Origin of the sequence: Nocardiopsis sp. EMB25, from assembly GCF_026797795.1 — a bacterium.
Lineage (GTDB): Bacteria > Actinomycetota > Actinomycetes > Streptosporangiales > Streptosporangiaceae > Nocardiopsis > Nocardiopsis lucentensis.
The window spans coordinates 6,004,641-6,023,027 of record NZ_JAMTDN010000001.1; the positions used below are offsets into that span (position 1 = coordinate 6,004,641).

Here is an 18,387-nt window from a genome sequence, read left to right on the forward strand (position 1 = left end):
GGGGGAAGTTCGGGTCGTACTTCCCCCTCTGTCCTAATCTGCTTGTGCAGGATCGACGACGGAGCGGGGTGGCGCAGGTGACTCGGGGACCCGAGGCGTTCGACGACGGAGGACAGCACGACCGTCATCCCCCGCCGTCCGCGGACGACCCCGTCACCGAGGGGCTCCTGGACGAGCTGGCGCGGTCGGGCCTGCCCGCCGAGGTCCGTTCCTGGGTCACCGCCGCCCTGTGGGGCGACGAGGCCCTGACGGCCCTGCTGAACGGCGAGCGCATGCCCGACGCCGCCCAGGGCGCCACGCCCGGACCCGACACGAGCCCGGGCGGCCCGGTCCGTCGCGCCTACCTCACCGGAATCCGGGTGCAGGGTTTCCGCGGCATCGGCCGGCCGGCCGAACTCACCTTCCCGCCCGGCCCCGGCCTCACGGTCATCGTGGGCCGTAACGGCTCGGGCAAGTCCAGCTTCGCCGAGGCCGCCGAGGCCGCGCTGACCGGGCGCAACCCCCGCTGGGACGCCATGCCCACGGGGTGGCGCGACGGGTGGCGCAACCTCCACTACGACGAGCGCACCGAGGCCACCGTCGACCTGCACATCGCGGGCGACGACGGCCCCACACGGGTCAACCGGCGCTGGACCGGGGAGAGCGTGCGCTCGGCGCGCGGAGAGGTGGTCCACCCGGACGGGGAGACCTCTCCACTGCGCACCCTCGCCTGGGGCGAACACCTCGTCCGCTACCGGCCGTTCCTGTCCTACGACGAACTCGGCCGCACCGTCACCGGGCGGGCCGCCGAGCTCTACGACACCCTCACGGCCCTCCTGGGCCTCACCGGTCTCGCGGATGCGGAGCGGCGGCTGGCCCGGGTGTGCGACGGCCTGGCCAAGCGCCGCGACCGGCCCTCACGCGAACTCAGGTTCCTCCTGGAGGCGCTCCAGAGCACGGACGACCCCCGCGCCGCCCGCGCCGTCCAGCTCCTGACGGCGTCCCACCTGGATCTGGAGGCGCTGCGCTCGATCGCCGCCGACGACGGCCCGAACGACCCCGCCCTCCATACCGTCCTGCGCCGGCTGCGCCGGCTCTCCGTCCCCGAACGGGTGGTGATCAGCGACGTCGTCAACGAGCTCCGCGGCGCGGCCATGGAGCTCGCGATGGCCGCGGGCACCAAGGGCGACCACGCGCACGGCGTCGTCCGCCTCCTGGAACAGGCCTTGGAACACCACCAGCGCCATCCCACGGAGACCACGTGCCCCACCTGCTCCACGCAGGGGGCCCTGGGCGCCGACTGGGTTCGCCGCGCCAACGCCCAGCTCCGCGCGCTGCGCTCCCAGGCCGCGTCCGCCTCCGCGGCCTACGAGCGCGCCGACGCCGCGCGCGACCAGGCGCGCTTCCTGCTCGCTCCGGCGCCCTCGTGGCTGCCGCCGGAGAGCGAACTGGGACAGGTGTGGGCCCTGTGGGAGTCCGGGGCCGACATCACCGACCTCGGGGAGCTGGCCGAGCACGTGGAGACGGTCGGGCGCAAACTCCGCGCCGCCGCCGTCACCGCCCGCCGCGACGCCACCGAGCGCCTGGAGGACCCCACCGGCGGATGGGCGCCCCTGGCCGAACAACTCTCCGGGTGGCTCGACGACGCCCAGGAGGCCATCGCGGCCCGGGAGGCGCTCGCTCCCGCGGAGGCGGCCCTGAACTGGCTCTCCGAGCAGGCCCGGGAGCTGCGGTCGCAGCAGCTGGGCCCGGTCGCCACCCAGGCCGAGCAGGTGTGGTTCCGACTGCGCCAGGAGCGTCACATCGACCTCCAGGGGATGCGCCTCATCGGCCGGGGCGCCCGGCGCAGGGTCGAGGTGGACGTGTCCGTGGACGGGGTCGAGGACCAGACCAGCGCGCCCGGTCTGCTCAGCCAGGGCGAGTTCCAGGCGCTGGCGCTGTCCATCTGCCTGCCGCGCGCCCTCGTGGACGGGAACCCCTTCGGCTTCCTCGTCCTCGACGATCCGGTCCAGGCGATGGACACCGAGACCGTGGAGGGGCTGGCCTCCGTCCTGTCCGAGGTGGGGCGCCACCGGCAGCTCATCGTGTTCACGCACGACACGCGTCTGTCCGACGCCCTGCGCAGGCTCGGGCTGCCCGCCACCATCCGCACGATCAACCGCGACGCCATGTCCAACGTGTGGGTGACGGAGGGGGACGGATGAGGCGGGGGAGACGCCCGCGGGGAGCGGCCTGGATCACATCGACGGGTTCCGCGGGCGCCGCGTGAGGGGCCGGGCAGTCCGCGAAACCGCCCCTGTACTGGCCCTTTCCCTCTCCGTGGATGGAGTCGTGAGTGCGCCGGAGGGGCTGTTCCGGGGGCGGAGGGGATTTGATTTGGCAGACCACCCCCGAAGACCTGTATAGTCATGACCAGCGCAAGGGGGCAACGCCCCCGGGGCGGACGAGAGAAAGCCCCACAGCGCGCCCCTTTAGCTCAGTCGGCAGAGCGTCTCCATGGTAAGGAGAAGGTCTACGGTTCGATTCCGTAAAGGGGCTCCACCACTTGAAGCGGTCCGGTCCACTCAGGTGGGTGGCCGGTGGAGCGACTACCGGCCTGGTACCGGGAACGGTCAGCATTGACCGTCCCCACCGATCGGGGCGGAGTAGCTCAGTCGGTAGAGCAAGCGGCTCATAATCGCTGTGTCGTCGGTTCAAGTCCGGCCTCCGCTACCAACCCGCTGACCCCTGAGGCCCTACTCAGGGGTCGAAGCGGGCCCTTTGCAGTGTTCACTGCAAACCAAGTACCGTCTCCAGCGAGAAAGGCACTCCGAAGTGGCTGCCACCGACGTGAGGCCGAAGATCACCCTGGCCTGCCAGGAGTGCAATCACCGGAACTACATCACGCGTAAGAACCGTCGGAACACCCCCGACCGTCTCGCGATCAAGAAGTTCTGCCCGAACTGCCGTAAGCACAACGAGCACCGCGAGACCCGCTGAGTCCCGCCGCGTGCCGTCGCCCGCCCGCAGGCGCGTGTGGGCGGTGGCTCCGTTCGACTTAGACTTCCGGCCCGGCGAGCGATCCGCTCGCCGGGCTGTTCGCGTGTCCGGGCCCTTCCCCGGGCAGAAGGACCAGGAGAGGGAGACCGTGGCGATCAACGCCGAGTACATCGGCCGGGAGTACCCGGCTCCGGAGCCCTACGAGGTGACCCGCGGCAAGATCCGCGAGTTCGCCGAGGCGATCAACGACCCCAACCCGGTCTATGTGGACCGGGCGGCGGCCGAGGCCGCCGGGTACCCCGATGTGATCGCGCCGCCCACCTTCCCCGTCATCCTGGGCATGGCCGGTTCCGCGTACGCCGTCGCCGACCCTGAGCTGGGGGTGGACTTCTCCCGCGTCGTCCACGGCGACCAGAGCTTCCACTACAGCCGTCCCCTGCGCGCGGGCGACGTCCTGACCGCCGTCACCCGGATCACCGACGTCAAGACCCTTGGCGGCAACGGGATGCTCACGCTGGAGACCGTGGCCACGGCGGCCGACGGCGAGCACGTCGTCACGGCGGGCATGATGCTCGTCGTGCGCGGCGAGTGACCAGGACCGACCACCAGAACGTGAGGAACGCGACCGTGAGCCTGCGCCACGCCGACGTCGAGGTCGGCACCGAACTCCCCGAGCAGACCTTCCGGGTCCGCCGCCTGGACCTGGTCCGCTACGCGGGCGCTTCGGGCGACTTCAACCCCATCCACTGGAACGAGCGCTTCGCCAAGTCCGTCGGTCTGCCCGACGTGATCGCGCACGGCATGTTCACCATGGCCGAGGCCGGACGCGTGCTCACGGACTGGACCGGGGACCCCGGCTGCGTCGTCGACTACTCGGTGCGCTTCTCCGCGCCCGTCGTGGTGCCCGACGACGACGAGGGCGCCGACATCACCGTCGGCGGCAAGGTGAAGGCCAAGAACGACGACGGTACCGTGAACGTGCTCCTGACGGCGCGCTCCGGCGGCGCCAAGGTGCTGGCCAAGTCCACCGCCGTCGTCCGCCTGGCCTGAACGGCGGATCCGCGCCGGCCTTCGACCACCGTGCCGCGGCAGCAGTGAAGCAGTGAGGTAGAACCGTGTCCACACTCTCCGGAGCCCTGCTCTCCGACCACACCACGCTCGGGCTGGGCGGCCCGGCCAAGACCTTCCTCGTCGCCCGCACCACCGACGCGCTGGTGGACGCGGTCACCGCGGCGGACCTGGACGGTGAGCCGCTCCTGGTCCTGGGCGGCGGCAGCAACCTGATCGTCGCCGACGACGGCTTCGCGGGCACCGTCGTGCACGTCGACTCGCGCGGGGTCTCCCTCACCGAGGCCGGGCACGACCCGGAGACCGGCGAGGACGTCGTACTGCTGCGCGCGGAGGCGGGCGTGGAGTGGGACCCGTTGGTGGAGCGCACGGTCGCCGAGGGGCTCAGCGGGGTCGAGTTCCTGTCCGGGATCCCGGGCCGGGTCGGATCCACCCCCATCCAGAACGTGGGCGCCTACGGGCAGGACGTCAGCCAGACCGTGCGCGAGGTGCTCGTCCACGACCGGCACACGGGTGAGCGGCGCACCATGGCCAACGCCGAGTGCGGCTTCACCTACCGCGACAGCGTGTTCAAGGGCCAGGACCGCTATGTCGTGTGCGAGGTGGTCTTCGAGCTGCGCAGATCCGAGCTGAGCCGCCCCATCCGCTACGCCGAGGTGGCCAGGACCCTGGGGGCCGAGGCGGGCGCCCGGGTGCCCCTGGCGCGGGCCAGGGAGACCGTCCTGGCCCTGCGCGCGGGCAAGGGCATGGTCCTGGACCCCGACGACCCCGACACGCGCAGCGCGGGCTCGTTCTTCACCAACCCCGTGGTGACCGCCGAGGAGTTCGCCGCGGTGCGCGACCGTGCCGCGGGACGGCTCGGCCCGGACGTCGAGGTCCCCGGCCACCCTGACGGCGACGGCAACGTCAAGCTGTCCGCCGCCTGGCTGATCGACCGCTCCGGGTTCACCAAGGGCTACGGGACCGGCCCCGCGCGGATCTCGGGCAAGCACACGCTGGCGCTGACCAATCCGGGTGGCGCGACCACGCGCGACCTGCTGGACCTGGCCCGCGAGGTGCGGGCCGGGGTCGAGTCCGTGTTCGGCGTGCGCCTGGTCAACGAACCCGTCATGGTCGGTGTGAGTCTTTGAGGCGGTGCCTTTGCGGGCCTTTGCTGCGCCTCGGTTGCCCGCGACATGTTTGAGGCCGTGCCCAATTCTTGAGTTGGGCACGGCCAACTTGTTTATCAGGGGATCCTTAAAAACAAATTCGCCGAGCGAATGAATTGCCTTTTCCTTTTGTTTTGCTAAGGTCTTGTGTGTCGAAGGGGAGTAGTCCCCAATCCACGCGATCGACACACTGGCCGCTCGGCGGCCCGGTCGTGTGAGCCCGTCACGGTAGTGGCTGAACAGCCAAGGAGCAGGTTCCAGTCAGGGCGGACGAGACCTTTGGCCCGGTAGGAAACGACCGGGTTGAAGGGGTGTCCGCTGCTTCCTTCTGCCCGAAACCCTCGGTCGGAGGAGGACGTGTGACAGCATTTCTCACGGGTCTGGCTGTGAGCACCATCGCCATTCTCATCGCGGAGATGGGGGACAAGACCCAACTGGTGGCGATGTCCCTGGCGACCCGCTACCGCGCTCTCACGGTCATCCTCGGCGTCACCGCCGCCACTGCCGTCGTCCACGCGGGCAGCGTCCTCCTGGCCGAGGTCCTGGGAGCCAGCATCCCCACCGACTGGCTGACCTTCACGGCCGGAGTCGCCTTCGTCGTCTTCGGGTTCTGGACCCTGCGCGGGGACGAGATGACCGCCGAGGACGAGGAACGCGCCGCCTCCCGGCGGATCCGTTCCGGCCTGCTCACCGTCTTCGTGGTGTTCCTCACCGCCGAGCTCGGGGACAAGACCATGCTCGCCACCATCACCGTCGGCACCCAGTACCACTGGCTGGCGGTCTGGATCGGCTCGACGATCGGCATGGTCGCGGCGGACGCCGTCGCCATCGTGCTCGGCGCGGTCCTCGGAAAGAAGCTCCCCGAACAGGCCGTCCGGGTGGGCGCCGCGATCCTGTTCTTCGCCGCCGGCGCGGCCATGCTCGGCCAGGGCGCCTGGCTGCTCCTGAGCTGAACCGCCCGCGCGCGGGGGGGAGCCCCGGATCAGGCCGGATCGCCCTCCGGCGCCGTCGCCAGCCACGCGTCGATCCCCGCCAGGAGGTCCTTGCGCACGGCGTCCGGGGCGCCCGACCCCCGCACCGACATCCGCGCCAGCTCGGCGAGCTCCCGGTCCCCGAAACCGAACACCTCCCGCGCGATCCGGTACTGCTCGACCAGGCGCGGCCCGAACAGCAGCGGGTCGTCGGTGCCCAGGGCGATCTGCACCCCCGAGTCGAAGAGCCTGCGCAGCGGCAGGTGCTCCACCCGCTCGAACACCCCCAGGCCGACGTTCGAGGTCGGGCAGATCTCCAGCGTCACGCCCTGGGTGGCGATCCGCTCCACCAGGTGCGGGTCCTCCACCGCACGGACACCGTGCCCCACCCGGTCGGCGCTGAGATCGTCCAGGCACTCGCGCACGCTGCGCGGTCCCAGGAGTTCCCCGCCGTGCGGAGCCGACAGAAGTCCCGCGCGCCGGGCGATCCGGAAGGCGGCCTCGAACTCGCGCGCCCGTCCCCGTCGCTCGTCGTTGTTCAGGCCGAAGGACACCACGCCCCGGCCCGCGTACTGCCGGGCCAGTCGCGCCAGCGCCCGGGCGTCCATCGGGTGGCGCGTGCGGTTGGCGGCCACCATCAGGCCGATCGGGACGCCCGTGTCCCGTTCGGCCGCGCGCGCGGCGTCCAGGATGAGCTCCAGGGTGGCGGTCAGACCGTCGAACAGGGCGGCGTATCCGCTCGGGTCCACCTGGATCTCCAACCAGCCCGACCCCGCGGCCCGCTCGTCCTCGGCCGCCTCGCGCAGCAGCCGGTAGACGTCCTCGGGCCTGCGTAGGACCGAGCGGGCGATGTCGTAGAGGCGCTGGAAGCGGAACCAGCCGCGTTCGTCCGTGGCGCGCAGTCTGGGCGGCCACTCGTCGACCAGGGCTTGGGGGAGGTGGACCCCGTGTTCCTCCGCGAGTTCCACGAGGGTCGAGTGCCGCATCGATCCGGTGAAGTGCAGGTGCAGGTGTGCCTTGGGCAGCCGGTCCAACCGGCGCGCGCTGGTCGGTGTCTCCATGACGCAATGCTGCCGCAAACCGCGCACGCGTGGTACCGGGACCCGAAGACCGGTCGGGAAACGGTGGTCGAACGCGGGTGTGCCCCCGGCCGCGGCCGAGGGCACACCCGCTGATCCGTTCGGGCGCCGGCAGGGTTCTGCAAGACGAGGCGAGCCGCTAGCGAGGAACGAGCGTCAGGCGTGGCCGAGGATGAAGAATCCCTGGCCGCATGGGCGCCCGAACACGGTCCGAAGCGGAGCGGAGGACCAAGGTAGGTGCAGTTCGGGCGCCGTCGGGCGAGGCGAGCACTGCCTACACGGCCTCGGCCAGCAGCTTCTGGACGCGGCTCACGCCCTCGACGAGGTCCTCGTCGCTGAGCGCGTAGGACAACCGGAGGTAGCCGGGGGTGCCGAAGGCCTCACCGGGCACGACCGCGACCTCGGCCTCCTCCAGGATCAGCTCGGCCAGCTCGGTGGAGGTGCTCGGCCGCCGGCCGCGGATCTCCTTGCCGAGGACGCCCTTGACCGACGGGTAGGCGTAGAAGGCGCCCTGCGGCTCAGGGCAGACCACGCCGTCGATCTCGTTGAGCATCCGGACGATGGTCCTGCGTCGGCGGTCGAAGGACTCGCGCATCGTGTCGACGGCGGACAGGTCGCCGGAGACGGCGGCGATCGCGGCGGCCTGCGAGACGTTGGCGACGTTGGAGGTGGCGTGCGACTGGAGGTTGCCCGCCGCCTTGACCACGTCCTCGGGCCCGATGATCCACCCCACGCGCCAGCCCGTCATGGCGTAGGTCTTGGCCACGCCGTTGACGATGACGGTGCGGTCGGCCAGCTCGGGCACCTCGACGGGGATCGAGGCGAACTCGGCGTCGCCGTAGACGAGGTGCTGGTAGATCTCGTCGGTGAGCACCCACAGGTCGTGTTCGAGGGCCCACCGACCGATCGCGCGGACCTGCTCGCGCGGGTAGACGGCGCCCGTCGGGTTGGACGGGGAGACGAACACCAGGACCTTGGTGCGCTCGGTGCGCGCGGCCTCCAGTTGCTCGACACCGGCCATGTAGCCGGTGCTCTCGTCGGTGGTGACGAAGACCGGAACGCCGCCCGCGAGCTTGATGGACTCGGGGTAGGTGGTCCAGTAGGGGGCCACGACGATGACCTCGTCCCCCGGGTCGAGCAGGGCGGCGAAGGCCTCGTAGATGGCCTGTTTGCCGCCGTTGGTGACCAGGACCTGGGAGGGCTCGACCCGGTACCCGGAGTCGCGGGCGGTCTTCTCGGCGATGGCCTTCCTGAGTTCGGGAAGGCCCCCGGCCGGCGTGTAGCGGTGGAAGCGCGGCTCGCGGGCTGCCTCCACAGCGGCCTCGACGATGTAGTCGGGGGTCGGGAAGTCCGGCTCTCCGGCCCCGAAACCGATGACGGGGCGCCCCTCCGCCTTCATGGCCTTGGCCTTCGCGTCGACGGCGAGGGTGGCCGACTCGGAGATAGCGCTGATACGTGCAGAGACTCGCGGTCGCTCAGTCATGTCTCCATGGTGTCACGTGCCCCCGGCAGAGCTGGTGGGGAAGGGTACAGGGCGATCGCGGAACCGGCGCGACGGGGTGCCCGGAGGAGCGCGGTTTGGTCTCCGCGCCGCCCAGGGCATAGACTCGTTCGCGCCGACCGGCCACGGACGGGGCGGCCCCGCGTACAAGTGGGGTGCGGACCCGGTTCGGACCGGCTATGGTGGGGAACGCAGTTTCCGCTCAAGGGCAGTGGCTCAATTGGCAGAGCACCGGTCTCCAAAACCGGCGGTTGGGGGTTCGAGTCCCTCCTGCCCTGCACGAACGCACGGTGTGGCGGTCTTCGGGCCGCCGCACCCTGCGGGGCATACGGAACTACGGGGATGACCAGCAGCCCGCGACCCTAAGGACCCCAGGTGACCCAGACTGACGCCGACGCCAAGCCCGACAAGGAGCCCAAGCGTCGTACCGGTCCTGTGACCTTCACCAAGCAGGTCGTCGGGGAGCTTCGCAAAGTCCGCTGGCCCACGCGCCGCGAGCTGGTCACCTACACCATCGTCGTCCTGGTGTTCGTCGTCCTCGTCCTGAGCTACGTCTCGCTCCTCGACTTCGTCTTCGCCGCGCTCACCACCTGGCTCTACGCTGGATTCAGCCCCGAGGGCGAGTTCCAGGCCCTGCCGCTGTGGACCAGTATCGCCACCGGCGCCCTGGCCGTCATCTTCGGCGCCATGGGGCTCATGCGCAGCAAGGGCGACTGAGCCCCGCTCCCCTGGTCCTCCGCACCGCCCAGGTCCGGAGCCCGAGCGGAGCCGCGGCCGTGACGCGGGCCGCCGTCCCCGTCCACCCGTGCCTGGTCCCATCCCGCGCGCGGAGACCGTAAGCTGGCAGGACTGGGTTCGACGTCGACCGCTGTCCGGTGCGCGTCGGCCCGCAGTAGCGCATCCGACGAGAGAAAGAGCAGCCGTGTCCGAGTCCCCACTGACCCCTGACGACTTCCCCGAAGAGGAGCCGGGTCAGTCGTCGGAGGAAGAGACCGGCCTGGCGGGCGAGCTGTCCGAGGACACGGCCGAGCAGGCCGACACCGACAGCCCGGAGCTGACCGGTGACGCCGACGAGGCCGACGAAGAGGCCGAGGAGGCCGAGCAGGAGCCCGAGCTCCCCAAGCTCGACCCCGTCGAGGAGTTCCGGAACGAGCTGATCCTGCTTCCCGGCGACTGGTACGTCGTGCACACCTACGCCGGGTACGAGAAGCGGGTCAAGGCCAACGTCGAGAGCCGCACCCAGTCGCTCAACATGGAGGACTACATCTTCCAGGTCGAGGTGCCCGAACACGAGGTCACCGAGGTCAAGAGCGGCAAGCGCCAGCAGGTCACCGAGAAGGTCCTGCCCGGCTACGTGCTCGTCCGCATGGACCTGACCGACGAGTCCTGGTCGGCCATCCGCAACACCCCGGGCGTGACCGGCTTCGTCGGCCTGTCCAACAAGCCCGCCCCGCTCAGCCTCACCGAGGTCGCCAAGCTCCTGGCGCCCGAGCCCGAGGAGGAGCCGGAGGAGGAGCGCAAGGCCAAGGCCGGCGCCGGTGTCAGCGAGGCGCGCTCCGACGTGGCCTACGAGATCGGCGAGTCCGTCACCGTCATGGAGGGCCCGTTCGCGACGCTGCCCGCCACGGTGAGCGAGATCAACCCGGACACCCAGAAGCTCAAGGTGCTCGTGTCGATCTTCGGCCGCGAGACCCCGGTCGAGCTCTCCTTCAACCAGGTCGCCAAGATCTGAACCGTCCGGGCAGTGACCCGGCCGACGTAGACTTGGTGGGTCCGCCTCCGGGCGGACCCACTCGCGTGCTCCGCCCACGGCAGGGCGGGGACCAGCACACACCGCACATCAGGCAAAGGACCCGATATGCCTCCGAAGAAGAAACTGGCCGCACTCGTCAAGGTGCAGCTCCCCGCCGGTCAGGCCACCCCGGCGCCGCCCGTCGGTACCGCCCTCGGTCCGCACGGCGTCAACATCATGGACTTCTGCAAGCAGTACAACGCTGCTACGGAGGGCCAGCGCGGCAACGTCATCCCCGTAGAGATCTCCATCTACGAGGACCGCTCCTTCAGCTTCGTCACCAAGACGCCCCCGGCGCCGAAGCTGATCCTCAAGGCCGCCGGCCTGGACAAGGCCGCCACCGACCCGGGTCGCAGCACGGCCGGTTCGATCACCGCCGAGCAGGTCCGCGAGATCGCGCAGACCAAGCTGCCCGACCTCAACACCGACGACATCGAGGCCGCCGCCAAGATCGTCGCCGGCACCGCCCGCTCGATGGGCATCGAGGTCAAGTAGCTCCCCGCACCGGGGCTCCGGGCCGACGCCCGGGCCGCGTGGGGTGCTCGCCGTCAAGAACCGACAGTGGCAGGGCCAGGCGCTGGCCCACTGACCACACGTTCCACAGGAGAACAGCGTGAAGCGCAGCAAGAACCACCGCAAAGCCAGCGAGCTGGTGAACCGTGACAAGCTCTACAGCCCCGCCGAGGCCGTGAAGCTCGCCAAGGAGACCTCCAGCGTGAAGTTCGACGCGACCGTCGAGGTCGCCCTGCGCCTGGGCGTCGACCCGCGCAAGGCCGACCAGATGGTTCGCGGCACCGTGAACCTGCCCAACGGCACCGGTAAGACCGCCCGGGTCCTGGTCTTCGCGACCGGTGAGCGTGCGGAGCAGGCTCGCGCCGCTGGCGCCGACTACGTCGGTGACGACGACCTCGTCCAGGAGATCCAGAACGGTTTCCTCGACTTCGACGCCGTCGTCGCCACCCCGGACCTCATGGGCAAGGTCGGCCGCCTCGGCCGCGTGCTCGGTCCGCGTGGTCTCATGCCCAACCCCAAGACGGGCACCGTCACCCCGGACGTGGCCAAGGCCGTGACCGACATCAAGGGCGGCAAGATCGAGTTCCGCGTCGACCGCCACGGCAACCTGCACTTCATCATCGGCAAGGCGTCCTTCGACGACGCCAAGCTGGTGGAGAACTACCAGGCCGCCATCGACGAGGTGAACCGCCTCAAGCCGTCCGCCGCCAAGGGCCGTTACATCAAGAAGGCCGTGGTCACCACGTCCATGGGCCCGAGCATCCCGCTCGACGCCTGATCGAACGGCGCCCGAACCGGCACGTAGCCGAACGGCCCCCCGGATCCCGTCAGGGAACCGGGGGGCCGTCGCCGTGCGGAGGGCCCCCGACTAGATGTCGGTGATCTGCTCCTCGGAGGGCATCTCGAAGGAGGTCTCGCCCAGGGCGGAGAAGACCATCGAGAGGTCGGTGACGTCGTCGCTGAAGTCGATGCGCATCGGGAAGCCGTCACCGGAGATCCAGATGGACGTCTCCATGGCCCCTTCGATCGAGCCGCCGATCAGATCGTTCAGGGCGCCCGCCTGCCCCTCCGGGAGGGCGTCGATCTCCTCCTGCGTGAACGTGCCGTCGACGCGGGTGGTCTCGACCCCGCTGATCTCCTCGGTCCCGGCCTCCTCGACGGTCTCGATCTCGGAGATCGCGCCCGCGACGTCCGAGAGCTGCGAGGCGTCGAACATGTCCTCCGTGGTCGGCATCGAGTCCATGCCGCTGGCGCCGCGGACCCAGGCCGTGTCGGCCTCGAAGTTGCCGTTGTGGTTGGACACCAGGGCCTCGCCCTCGGCGGGGACGATGACGATCGAGGTGCCGAGCTCCTCCGCGGTCATGCCCGAGCTCTCACCGCTGAGCTCCTCGAGGTCCAGCATCATCTCGCCGATCTCCGGCATGACGATGGTGACCTGGGCCGCCTGCGGGTCGCTCATGACCTCGTAGGTGAAGTCCATGTTCGTCTCGCCGAGCTCGGGGTCGGTCATGCCGATCGCCATGTCGAGGGTGTAGTTGTCCACCGACTCGGTGGTCGAGGCGAGGTCGGCGAGGAGGCTCATGACGCCTCCGCCCCCGTTCTCCTCCTCCGTCGCGGCTTCGGTGGTCTCCTCGGGCTCGGCGGACTGGTCGCCACCGCAGGCGGCGAGGGACAGGCTCAGGGCGCCGACGGCAAGGAAAGCCGGCACACGGGTCTTCATGGGGGTGGATACCTTTTCGATGAGGGAGATGGTGTGCGAGGAAGGGAGCGGGCCTTCAGCGGGTCATGTTGCCACGTGTGTAGGACATCTCGGACACGAGGCAACACTTGTTACTGGGACGTTGTCCCATTTCGTGGGGTTGCGTGACGCTCCTCACGTCAGGTGGGGGCCGGTCGCCCGGAATCCGTTCTCCGCACCCTTCCCGGTCCTGTAGCATGAGTACTTGCCGAAGACCGCTGGTCGTCACCCGAACGGGTGACCTAAGGACCCATCCGCGATGGGCGCCCGCGCAGGTGTCACCAGAGCTTTCCCGTTCCGGGTGCGTTTCCGCGCCCCGTGGACGCGGTCGTGCCCCGTGCGCCTCGCGCTCGGGGCTTTTTCTCGTGCTGACGCCGATCGCGTGAGTCCTTGGGAACCAACCAGCGTTCACTGTTGGAAGGAGTCCCATGGCGAGGCCGGACAAGGCAGCCGCGGTCGCCGAACTCACGGAGGAACTCCGTGGGTCGAACGGCGCCGTGCTGGCGGAATACCGGGGACTCAGTGTGGCCGGGCTCAACGAGCTCCGCCGCAGCCTCGGCCAGAACGCGCGTTTCCGCGTCGTGAAGAACACGCTGACCAAGATCGCCGTGAGCGAGGCCGGAGTCGACGAGAAGGTCAAGGACCTGCTCGAGGGCCCCACCGCCGTCGCTTTCATCCGCGGTGACGTGGTCGAGACCGCCAAGAGTCTGCGTGACTTCGCGAAGGCGAACGAGCCCCTGGTGATCAAGGGCGGCGTCATCGACGGTAAGTCGATGTCCGCCGAGGACATCACCAAGCTGGCCGACCTGGAGTCCCGCGAGGTGCTTCTCTCGAAGATGGCCGGTGCGCTCAAGGCCAAGCAGGGCCAGGCCGCCGCCGTCTTCCAGGCGCTCCCGACCAAGGCCGCGCGTCTCGCGCAGGCCCTGGCGGACAAGCGCTCCGAGGAAGCGGCCTAGACAACCTGATTTCCGGCGGGTGTCGACGTCACCCGCCTCATGGCTCGCACGTGGCGCCGACGGGCGCGCGTGTCCGTAGAGAAAGAGAGATCGCATCATGGCGAAGCTCAGCAACGAGGACCTGCTGGCCGCGTTCGAGGAGATGACCCTCCTCGAGCTGTCCGAGTTCGTGAAGCTGTTCGAGGACAAGTTCGACGTCGAGGCCGCCGCCCCGGCCGCCGTCGTCGCCGCCGCCCCGGGTGCCGGTGGCGGCGCCGCCGAGGCCGAGCCCGAGAAGGACGAGTTCGACGTCGTCCTCGAGTCCGCCGGCGACAAGAAGATCCAGGTCATCAAGGAGGTCCGCGGCCTCACGAGCCTGGGTCTCAAGGAGGCCAAGGACCTGGTCGACAACGCTCCCAAGCCGCTGCTCGAGGGCGTCAACAAGGAGGCCGCTGACAAGGCCAAGGCCGCCCTGGAGGGCGCTGGCGCCACCGTCACCCTCAAGTAGTCCCACGCGGGCCGTACGGGCCCGCTGGTACCCGCGGCGCGGCCGTTCCTCCTCCGGGAGGGGCGGCCGCGCCGTCGTGTGTCCGACTCCCCCGAGGGGACGAAGGTCCCTTCGCCGCTCCCGGCGCCGTGTCCGATCCCGCCCCGGGTGGGAGGTGTGCGAAGCTGGGTCGGCGGTGGGACGGGGATCCGCGTGTGCGAACTGTCCCGCGGACGCGATAATCTCCCGTCCCGGGATTCTTGACGGGCTCGGGGGAGAGTGTTTACCCGCCCTGGGCGGGGGAACTCTTCCGGGTGTCCGACGGCTCGTATCCCCCTGGGGGCCGGGACGGGCGCGCTGGACCACCCACACGGTCCCGGTGGGTCGCCGGGGACGGAATCCGAGGTCGGGTTCCGGGCCGGGGACGGTGTCCGGGCTTGACGGATCGCCCGCCACGGGTGATCCTGCCGGTGTCGTGAGTGGCGCCGTGGACCGTGAGTGGACAGCGGTGTGGTGTTCGGCTACACTGCTCTTTTGCGCTGCCCTTTGGTGATCCCTGTGTCGGTGTACGGCTTCCGCCATCCCATTTTCGTCTGGACACGGTAGCCCGTTCCCGCTCGATGTGACCGTCTCAACCGTGTTGCGGCGGTCCTCCAGTGACGGATCGTCTGGCGTGCGCGCTTCAACCGCCACAAGCCTTCGGAAGGACCCCTGTTGGCAGCCTCGCGCAACGCCTCCGCTAACGCCCTTGGTCCGCACCGCGTTTCGTTCGCCCGTATTCAGGAACCCCTCGAGGTCCCGAACCTGCTCGCCCTGCAGACCGAGTCGTTCGACTGGCTGCTGGGCAACGAGAAGTGGAAGACCCGGGTCGAGACGGCCCGAAACGCTGGCCGCAAGGACGTTCCGGAGCAGTCCGGTCTCGAAGAGATCTTCGAGGAGATCAGTCCGATCGAGGACTTCTCGGGCACGATGTCGCTGTCGTTCCGCGACCATCGGTTCGAGCCGCCCAAGTACTCCGAAGAGGAGTGCAAGGACAAGGACATGACCTTCTCCGCCCCGATGTTCGTCACGGCGGAGTTCATCAACAACGACACCGGTGAGATCAAGAGCCAGACGGTGTTCATGGGCGACTTCCCGCTCATGACCGTCAAGGGCACCTTCATCATCAACGGCACCGAGCGCGTCGTCGTGTCCCAGCTGGTCCGCTCCCCGGGCGTGTACTTCGACCGGTCGGTCGACAAGAGCTCGGACAAGGACCTCTTCGGCTGCAAGGTCATCCCGTCCCGCGGCGCCTGGCTGGAGTTCGAGGTCGACAAGCGCGACTTCGTCGGTGTGCGTATCGACCGCAAGCGCAAGCAGGGCGTCACCGTCCTGCTCAAGGCGCTGGGCTGGACCACCGACCAGATCCTCGAGCGCTTCGGCCAGTACGAGTCCATCCGCAACACGCTGGAGAAGGACCCGACCGCGGGCACCGACGACGCGCTGCTGGACATCTACCGCAAGCTGCGTCCGGGGGAGCCGCCCACGAAGGAGTCGGCCCAGGCGCTGTTGGAGAACCTCTACTTCAACCCCAAGCGCTACGACCTCGCCAAGGTCGGCCGCTACAAGATCAACAAGAAGCTCGGTCTGGAGACCGACTACACCCAGGGCACCCTCACCGAAGAGGACATCGTCTCCACCATCGACTACCTCGTGCGCCTGCACGCGGGTGAGGTCGAGCGCGAGACGGCCATCGGTGTCCGCCCCGTCGAGACCGACGACATCGACCACTTCGGCAACCGGCGCCTGCGCACGGTCGGCGAGCTCATCCAGAACCAGGTCCGCCTGGGCCTGGCCCGCATGGAGCGCGTCGTCCGCGAGCGGATGACCACCCAGGACGTCGAGGCGATCACGCCGCAGACCCTGATCAACATCCGCCCCGTCGTGGCCTCCATCAAGGAGTTCTTCGGCACCTCGCAGCTGTCCCAGTTCATGGACCAGACCAACCCGCTGGCGGGTCTGACCCACAAGCGCCGCCTCTCGGCGCTGGGGCCGGGCGGTCTGTCCCGTGAGCGCGCGGGCTTCGAGGTCCGTGACGTCCACGCCTCCCACTACGGCCGCATGTGCCCGATCGAGACCCCTGAGGGTCCCAACATCGGTCTGATCGGCTCCCTCGCCGCCTACGGCCGCGTCAACTCCTTCGGGTTCGTCGAGACCCCGTACCGCCGCGTGGTCGACGGTCGCATCACCGACCAGGTCGACTACCTCACCGCGGACGAGGAGGACCGGTACGTCATCGGCCAGGCCAACACGCCGATCAACCCGGACGGCACCTTCGCCGAGTCCCACGTCCTGGTGCGCCGCAAGGGCGAGGAGTTCGAGCAGGTCCGCTCGGACGAGGTCGACTACATGGACGTGTCGCCGCGCCAGATGGTGTCGGTCGCCACCGCCATGATCCCGTTCCTGGAGCACGACGACGCCAACCGCGCGCTCATGGGTTCCAACATGCAGCGCCAGGCGGTGCCGCTGCTGCGCGCCGAGGCGCCCTACGTCGGCACCGGCATGGAGTACCGGGCCGCCACCGACGCCGGTGAGGTCATCCTCGCGGAGAAGGCCGGTGTGGTCGAGGACGTCACGGCCGACTACGTCACCGTGATGGCCGACGACGGCACCCGCAAGACCTACCGCCTGGGCAAGTTCCAGCGCTCCAACCAGGGCACCTGCTTCAACCAGCGGCCGATCGTGCAGGAGGGCCAGCGGGTCGAGGAGTCCCAGGTCCTGGCGGACGGCCCGTCCACCGACCAGGGTGAGATGTCGCTGGGCAAGAACCTGCTCGTGGCGTACATGTCCTGGGAGGGCCACAACTACGAGGACGCGATCATCCTCTCCCAGCGTCTGGTGCAGGACGACGTCCTCTCCTCGATCCACATCGAGGAGCACGAGGTCGACGCCCGTGACACCAAGCTGGGCCCGGAGGAGATCACCCGCGAGATCCCCAACGTCAGCGAGGAGGTCCTGGCCGACCTCGACGACCGGGGCATCATCCGCATCGGCGCCGAGGTCGTCGACGGCGACATCCTCGTCGGCAAGGTGACCCCCAAGGGTGAGACCGAGCTGACCCCGGAGGAGCGCCTGCTGCGCGCCATCTTCGGTGAGAAGGCCCGCGAGGTCCGCGACACCTCCCTGAAGGTGCCGCACGGTGAGACCGGCAAGGTCATCGGCGTCCGCGTGTTCAGCCGCGAGGACGGCGACGAGCTCGCCCCGGGCGTCAACGAGATGGTCCGCGTCTACGTCGCCCAGAAGCGCAAGATCACCGACGGTGACAAGCTCGCCGGCCGCCACGGCAACAAGGGCGTCATCGCCAAGATCCTGCCCCAGGAGGACATGCCCTTCCTGGAGGACGGCACGCCGGTCGACATCATCCTCAACCCGCTGGGCGTCCCCGGCCGAATGAACGTCGGCCAGGTGTTGGAGGTCCACCTGGGCTGGCTGGCCAAGAACGGCTGGTCGGTCGAGGGGCTCGACGAACCGTGGAAGCAGTCGCTCCACGACATCGGGGCCTCCGAGTCCGAGCCGGGCTCCAACGTGGCCACCCCGGTCTTCGACGGCCTGCACGGCGACGAGCTCAGCGGCCTGATCCAGTCGGTCCGCCCCAACAAGGACGGCAACCGCCTGATCAACGAGGACGGCAAGGCGCGGCTGTTCGACGGCCGCACCGGTGAGCCGTTCGCCGAGCCGATCTCCGTCGGCTACAAGTACATCCTGAAGCTCCACCACCTCGTGGACGACAAGATCCACGCGCGCTCCACCGGCCCGTACTCGATGATCACCCAGCAGCCGCTGGGCGGTAAGGCGCAGTTCGGCGGTCAGCGCTTCGGTGAGATGGAGGTCTGGGCGCTGGAGGCCTACGGCGCCGCCTACGCGCTCCAGGAGCTGCTCACCATCAAGTCCGACGACGTGGTGGGCCGGGTCAAGGTCTACGAGGCCATCGTCAAGGGCGAGAACATCCCCGAGCCGGGCATCCCTGAGTCCTTCAAGGTGCTCATCAAGGAGATGCAGTCGCTCTGTCTGAACGTGGAGGTGCTGTCCAGTGACGGTATGTCCATCGAGATGCGGGACAGCGACGAGGACGTCTTCCGCGCTGCGGAAGAGCTGGGAATCGACCTGGGTCGGCGTGAGCCGAGCAGTGTCGAAGAGGTCTAACTTCCGCGATCTTCG

At 69.4% G+C, this 18,387-nt stretch carries 15 protein-coding genes, 3 tRNA genes and 1 pseudogene; 16 read left to right on the top strand and 3 right to left on the bottom strand.

Annotation, left to right across the window (positions count from 1 at the left end; genetic code table 11):
• Nucleotides 1-68 precede the first annotated feature (68 nt).
• The 8 genes from KIK06_RS26755 (at nucleotide 69) to KIK06_RS26790 (ending at nucleotide 6,127) form a co-directional block, all read left to right on the top strand.
• Nucleotides 69-2,183, top strand: a complete 2,115-nt coding sequence (locus KIK06_RS26755; RefSeq protein ID WP_268645586.1) for an ATP-binding protein — start codon at nucleotides 69-71, stop codon at nucleotides 2,181-2,183.
• A 261-nt stretch (nucleotides 2,184-2,444) separates the two neighbouring features.
• Nucleotides 2,445-2,520 (top strand) — tRNA-Thr (locus tag KIK06_RS26760).
• Nucleotides 2,521-2,618: 98 nt separating this feature from the next.
• Nucleotides 2,619-2,694 (top strand) — tRNA-Met (locus KIK06_RS26765).
• A gap of 99 nt (nucleotides 2,695-2,793) precedes the next feature.
• A complete protein-coding gene (gene rpmG / locus KIK06_RS26770; protein ID WP_013156089.1) occupies nucleotides 2,794-2,958 on the top strand; it encodes a 50S ribosomal protein L33 in 165 nt (54 codons plus the stop codon).
• Nucleotides 2,959-3,106: 148 nt separating this feature from the next.
• The gene (locus KIK06_RS26775) at nucleotides 3,107-3,550 is read left to right on the top strand and encodes a MaoC family dehydratase N-terminal domain-containing protein (RefSeq protein WP_026127584.1); all 444 of its coding nucleotides are present in this window, start codon (nucleotides 3,107-3,109) and stop codon (nucleotides 3,548-3,550) included.
• A gap of 35 nt (nucleotides 3,551-3,585) precedes the next feature.
• A complete protein-coding gene (locus tag KIK06_RS26780; protein WP_040689120.1) occupies nucleotides 3,586-4,008 on the top strand; it encodes a MaoC family dehydratase in 423 nt (140 codons plus the stop codon).
• 65 nt (nucleotides 4,009-4,073) lie between these two features.
• On the top strand, nucleotides 4,074-5,156 hold the full coding sequence (locus KIK06_RS26785; RefSeq protein ID WP_268645587.1) for a UDP-N-acetylmuramate dehydrogenase: 1,083 nt from the start codon (nucleotides 4,074-4,076) through the stop codon (nucleotides 5,154-5,156).
• 377 nt (nucleotides 5,157-5,533) lie between these two features.
• Nucleotides 5,534-6,127 carry a TMEM165/GDT1 family protein gene (locus KIK06_RS26790; RefSeq protein ID WP_026127586.1) on the top strand — a complete coding sequence of 198 codons (594 nt, stop codon included), beginning with the start codon at nucleotides 5,534-5,536 and terminating at the stop codon, nucleotides 6,125-6,127.
• Between the two features lie 29 nt (nucleotides 6,128-6,156).
• Here the strand turns inward: KIK06_RS26790 and KIK06_RS26795 are convergent, their stop codons facing one another.
• Together KIK06_RS26795 and KIK06_RS26800 are read right to left on the bottom strand one after the other, a co-directional pair.
• Complete coding sequence (locus KIK06_RS26795; RefSeq protein ID WP_268645588.1) at nucleotides 6,157-7,206, bottom strand: adenosine deaminase; 1,050 nt, start codon at nucleotides 7,204-7,206, stop codon at nucleotides 6,157-6,159.
• A gap of 292 nt (nucleotides 7,207-7,498) precedes the next feature.
• On the bottom strand, nucleotides 7,499-8,707 hold the full coding sequence (locus KIK06_RS26800) for a pyridoxal phosphate-dependent aminotransferase (RefSeq protein ID WP_268645589.1): 1,209 nt from the start codon (nucleotides 8,705-8,707) through the stop codon (nucleotides 7,499-7,501).
• Between the two features lie 223 nt (nucleotides 8,708-8,930).
• On the opposite strand from KIK06_RS26800, the gene KIK06_RS26805 reads away from it, so the two are divergent.
• The 5 genes and pseudogenes from KIK06_RS26805 (at nucleotide 8,931) to rplA (ending at nucleotide 11,808) form a co-directional block, all read left to right on the top strand.
• Nucleotides 8,931-9,003 (top strand) — tRNA-Trp (locus KIK06_RS26805).
• A 97-nt stretch (nucleotides 9,004-9,100) separates the two neighbouring features.
• Nucleotides 9,101-9,334 (top strand): annotated as a pseudogene (secE, locus tag KIK06_RS26810) (preprotein translocase subunit SecE); the annotation flags it as partial.
• 313 nt (nucleotides 9,335-9,647) lie between these two features.
• Nucleotides 9,648-10,457, top strand: coding sequence for a transcription termination/antitermination protein NusG (nusG, locus tag KIK06_RS26815; protein ID WP_017598523.1), 810 nt, complete (start codon nucleotides 9,648-9,650; stop codon nucleotides 10,455-10,457).
• Between the two features lie 126 nt (nucleotides 10,458-10,583).
• Nucleotides 10,584-11,012 carry a 50S ribosomal protein L11 gene (rplK, locus tag KIK06_RS26820; RefSeq protein WP_017598524.1) on the top strand — a complete coding sequence of 143 codons (429 nt, stop codon included), beginning with the start codon at nucleotides 10,584-10,586 and terminating at the stop codon, nucleotides 11,010-11,012.
• 118 nt (nucleotides 11,013-11,130) lie between these two features.
• Nucleotides 11,131-11,808: a 50S ribosomal protein L1 gene (gene rplA, locus KIK06_RS26825; protein ID WP_017598525.1), complete on the top strand. Its 678-nt coding sequence runs from the start codon at nucleotides 11,131-11,133 to the stop codon at nucleotides 11,806-11,808.
• A 90-nt stretch (nucleotides 11,809-11,898) separates the two neighbouring features.
• Here the strand turns inward: rplA and KIK06_RS26830 are convergent, their stop codons facing one another.
• The gene (locus tag KIK06_RS26830; protein WP_017598526.1) at nucleotides 11,899-12,750 is read right to left on the bottom strand and encodes a hypothetical protein; all 852 of its coding nucleotides are present in this window, start codon (nucleotides 12,748-12,750) and stop codon (nucleotides 11,899-11,901) included.
• A 446-nt stretch (nucleotides 12,751-13,196) separates the two neighbouring features.
• On the opposite strand from KIK06_RS26830, the gene rplJ reads away from it, so the two are divergent.
• The 3 genes from rplJ (at nucleotide 13,197) to rpoB (ending at nucleotide 18,372) form a co-directional block, all read left to right on the top strand.
• Nucleotides 13,197-13,724: a 50S ribosomal protein L10 gene (gene rplJ, locus KIK06_RS26835; protein ID WP_017598527.1), complete on the top strand. Its 528-nt coding sequence runs from the start codon at nucleotides 13,197-13,199 to the stop codon at nucleotides 13,722-13,724.
• Between the two features lie 97 nt (nucleotides 13,725-13,821).
• Nucleotides 13,822-14,211, top strand: a complete 390-nt coding sequence (rplL, locus tag KIK06_RS26840) for a 50S ribosomal protein L7/L12 (RefSeq protein WP_017598528.1) — start codon at nucleotides 13,822-13,824, stop codon at nucleotides 14,209-14,211.
• A gap of 693 nt (nucleotides 14,212-14,904) precedes the next feature.
• Complete coding sequence (gene rpoB, locus KIK06_RS26845; RefSeq protein ID WP_017598529.1) at nucleotides 14,905-18,372, top strand: DNA-directed RNA polymerase subunit beta; 3,468 nt, start codon at nucleotides 14,905-14,907, stop codon at nucleotides 18,370-18,372.
• Nucleotides 18,373-18,387 lie beyond the last annotated feature (15 nt).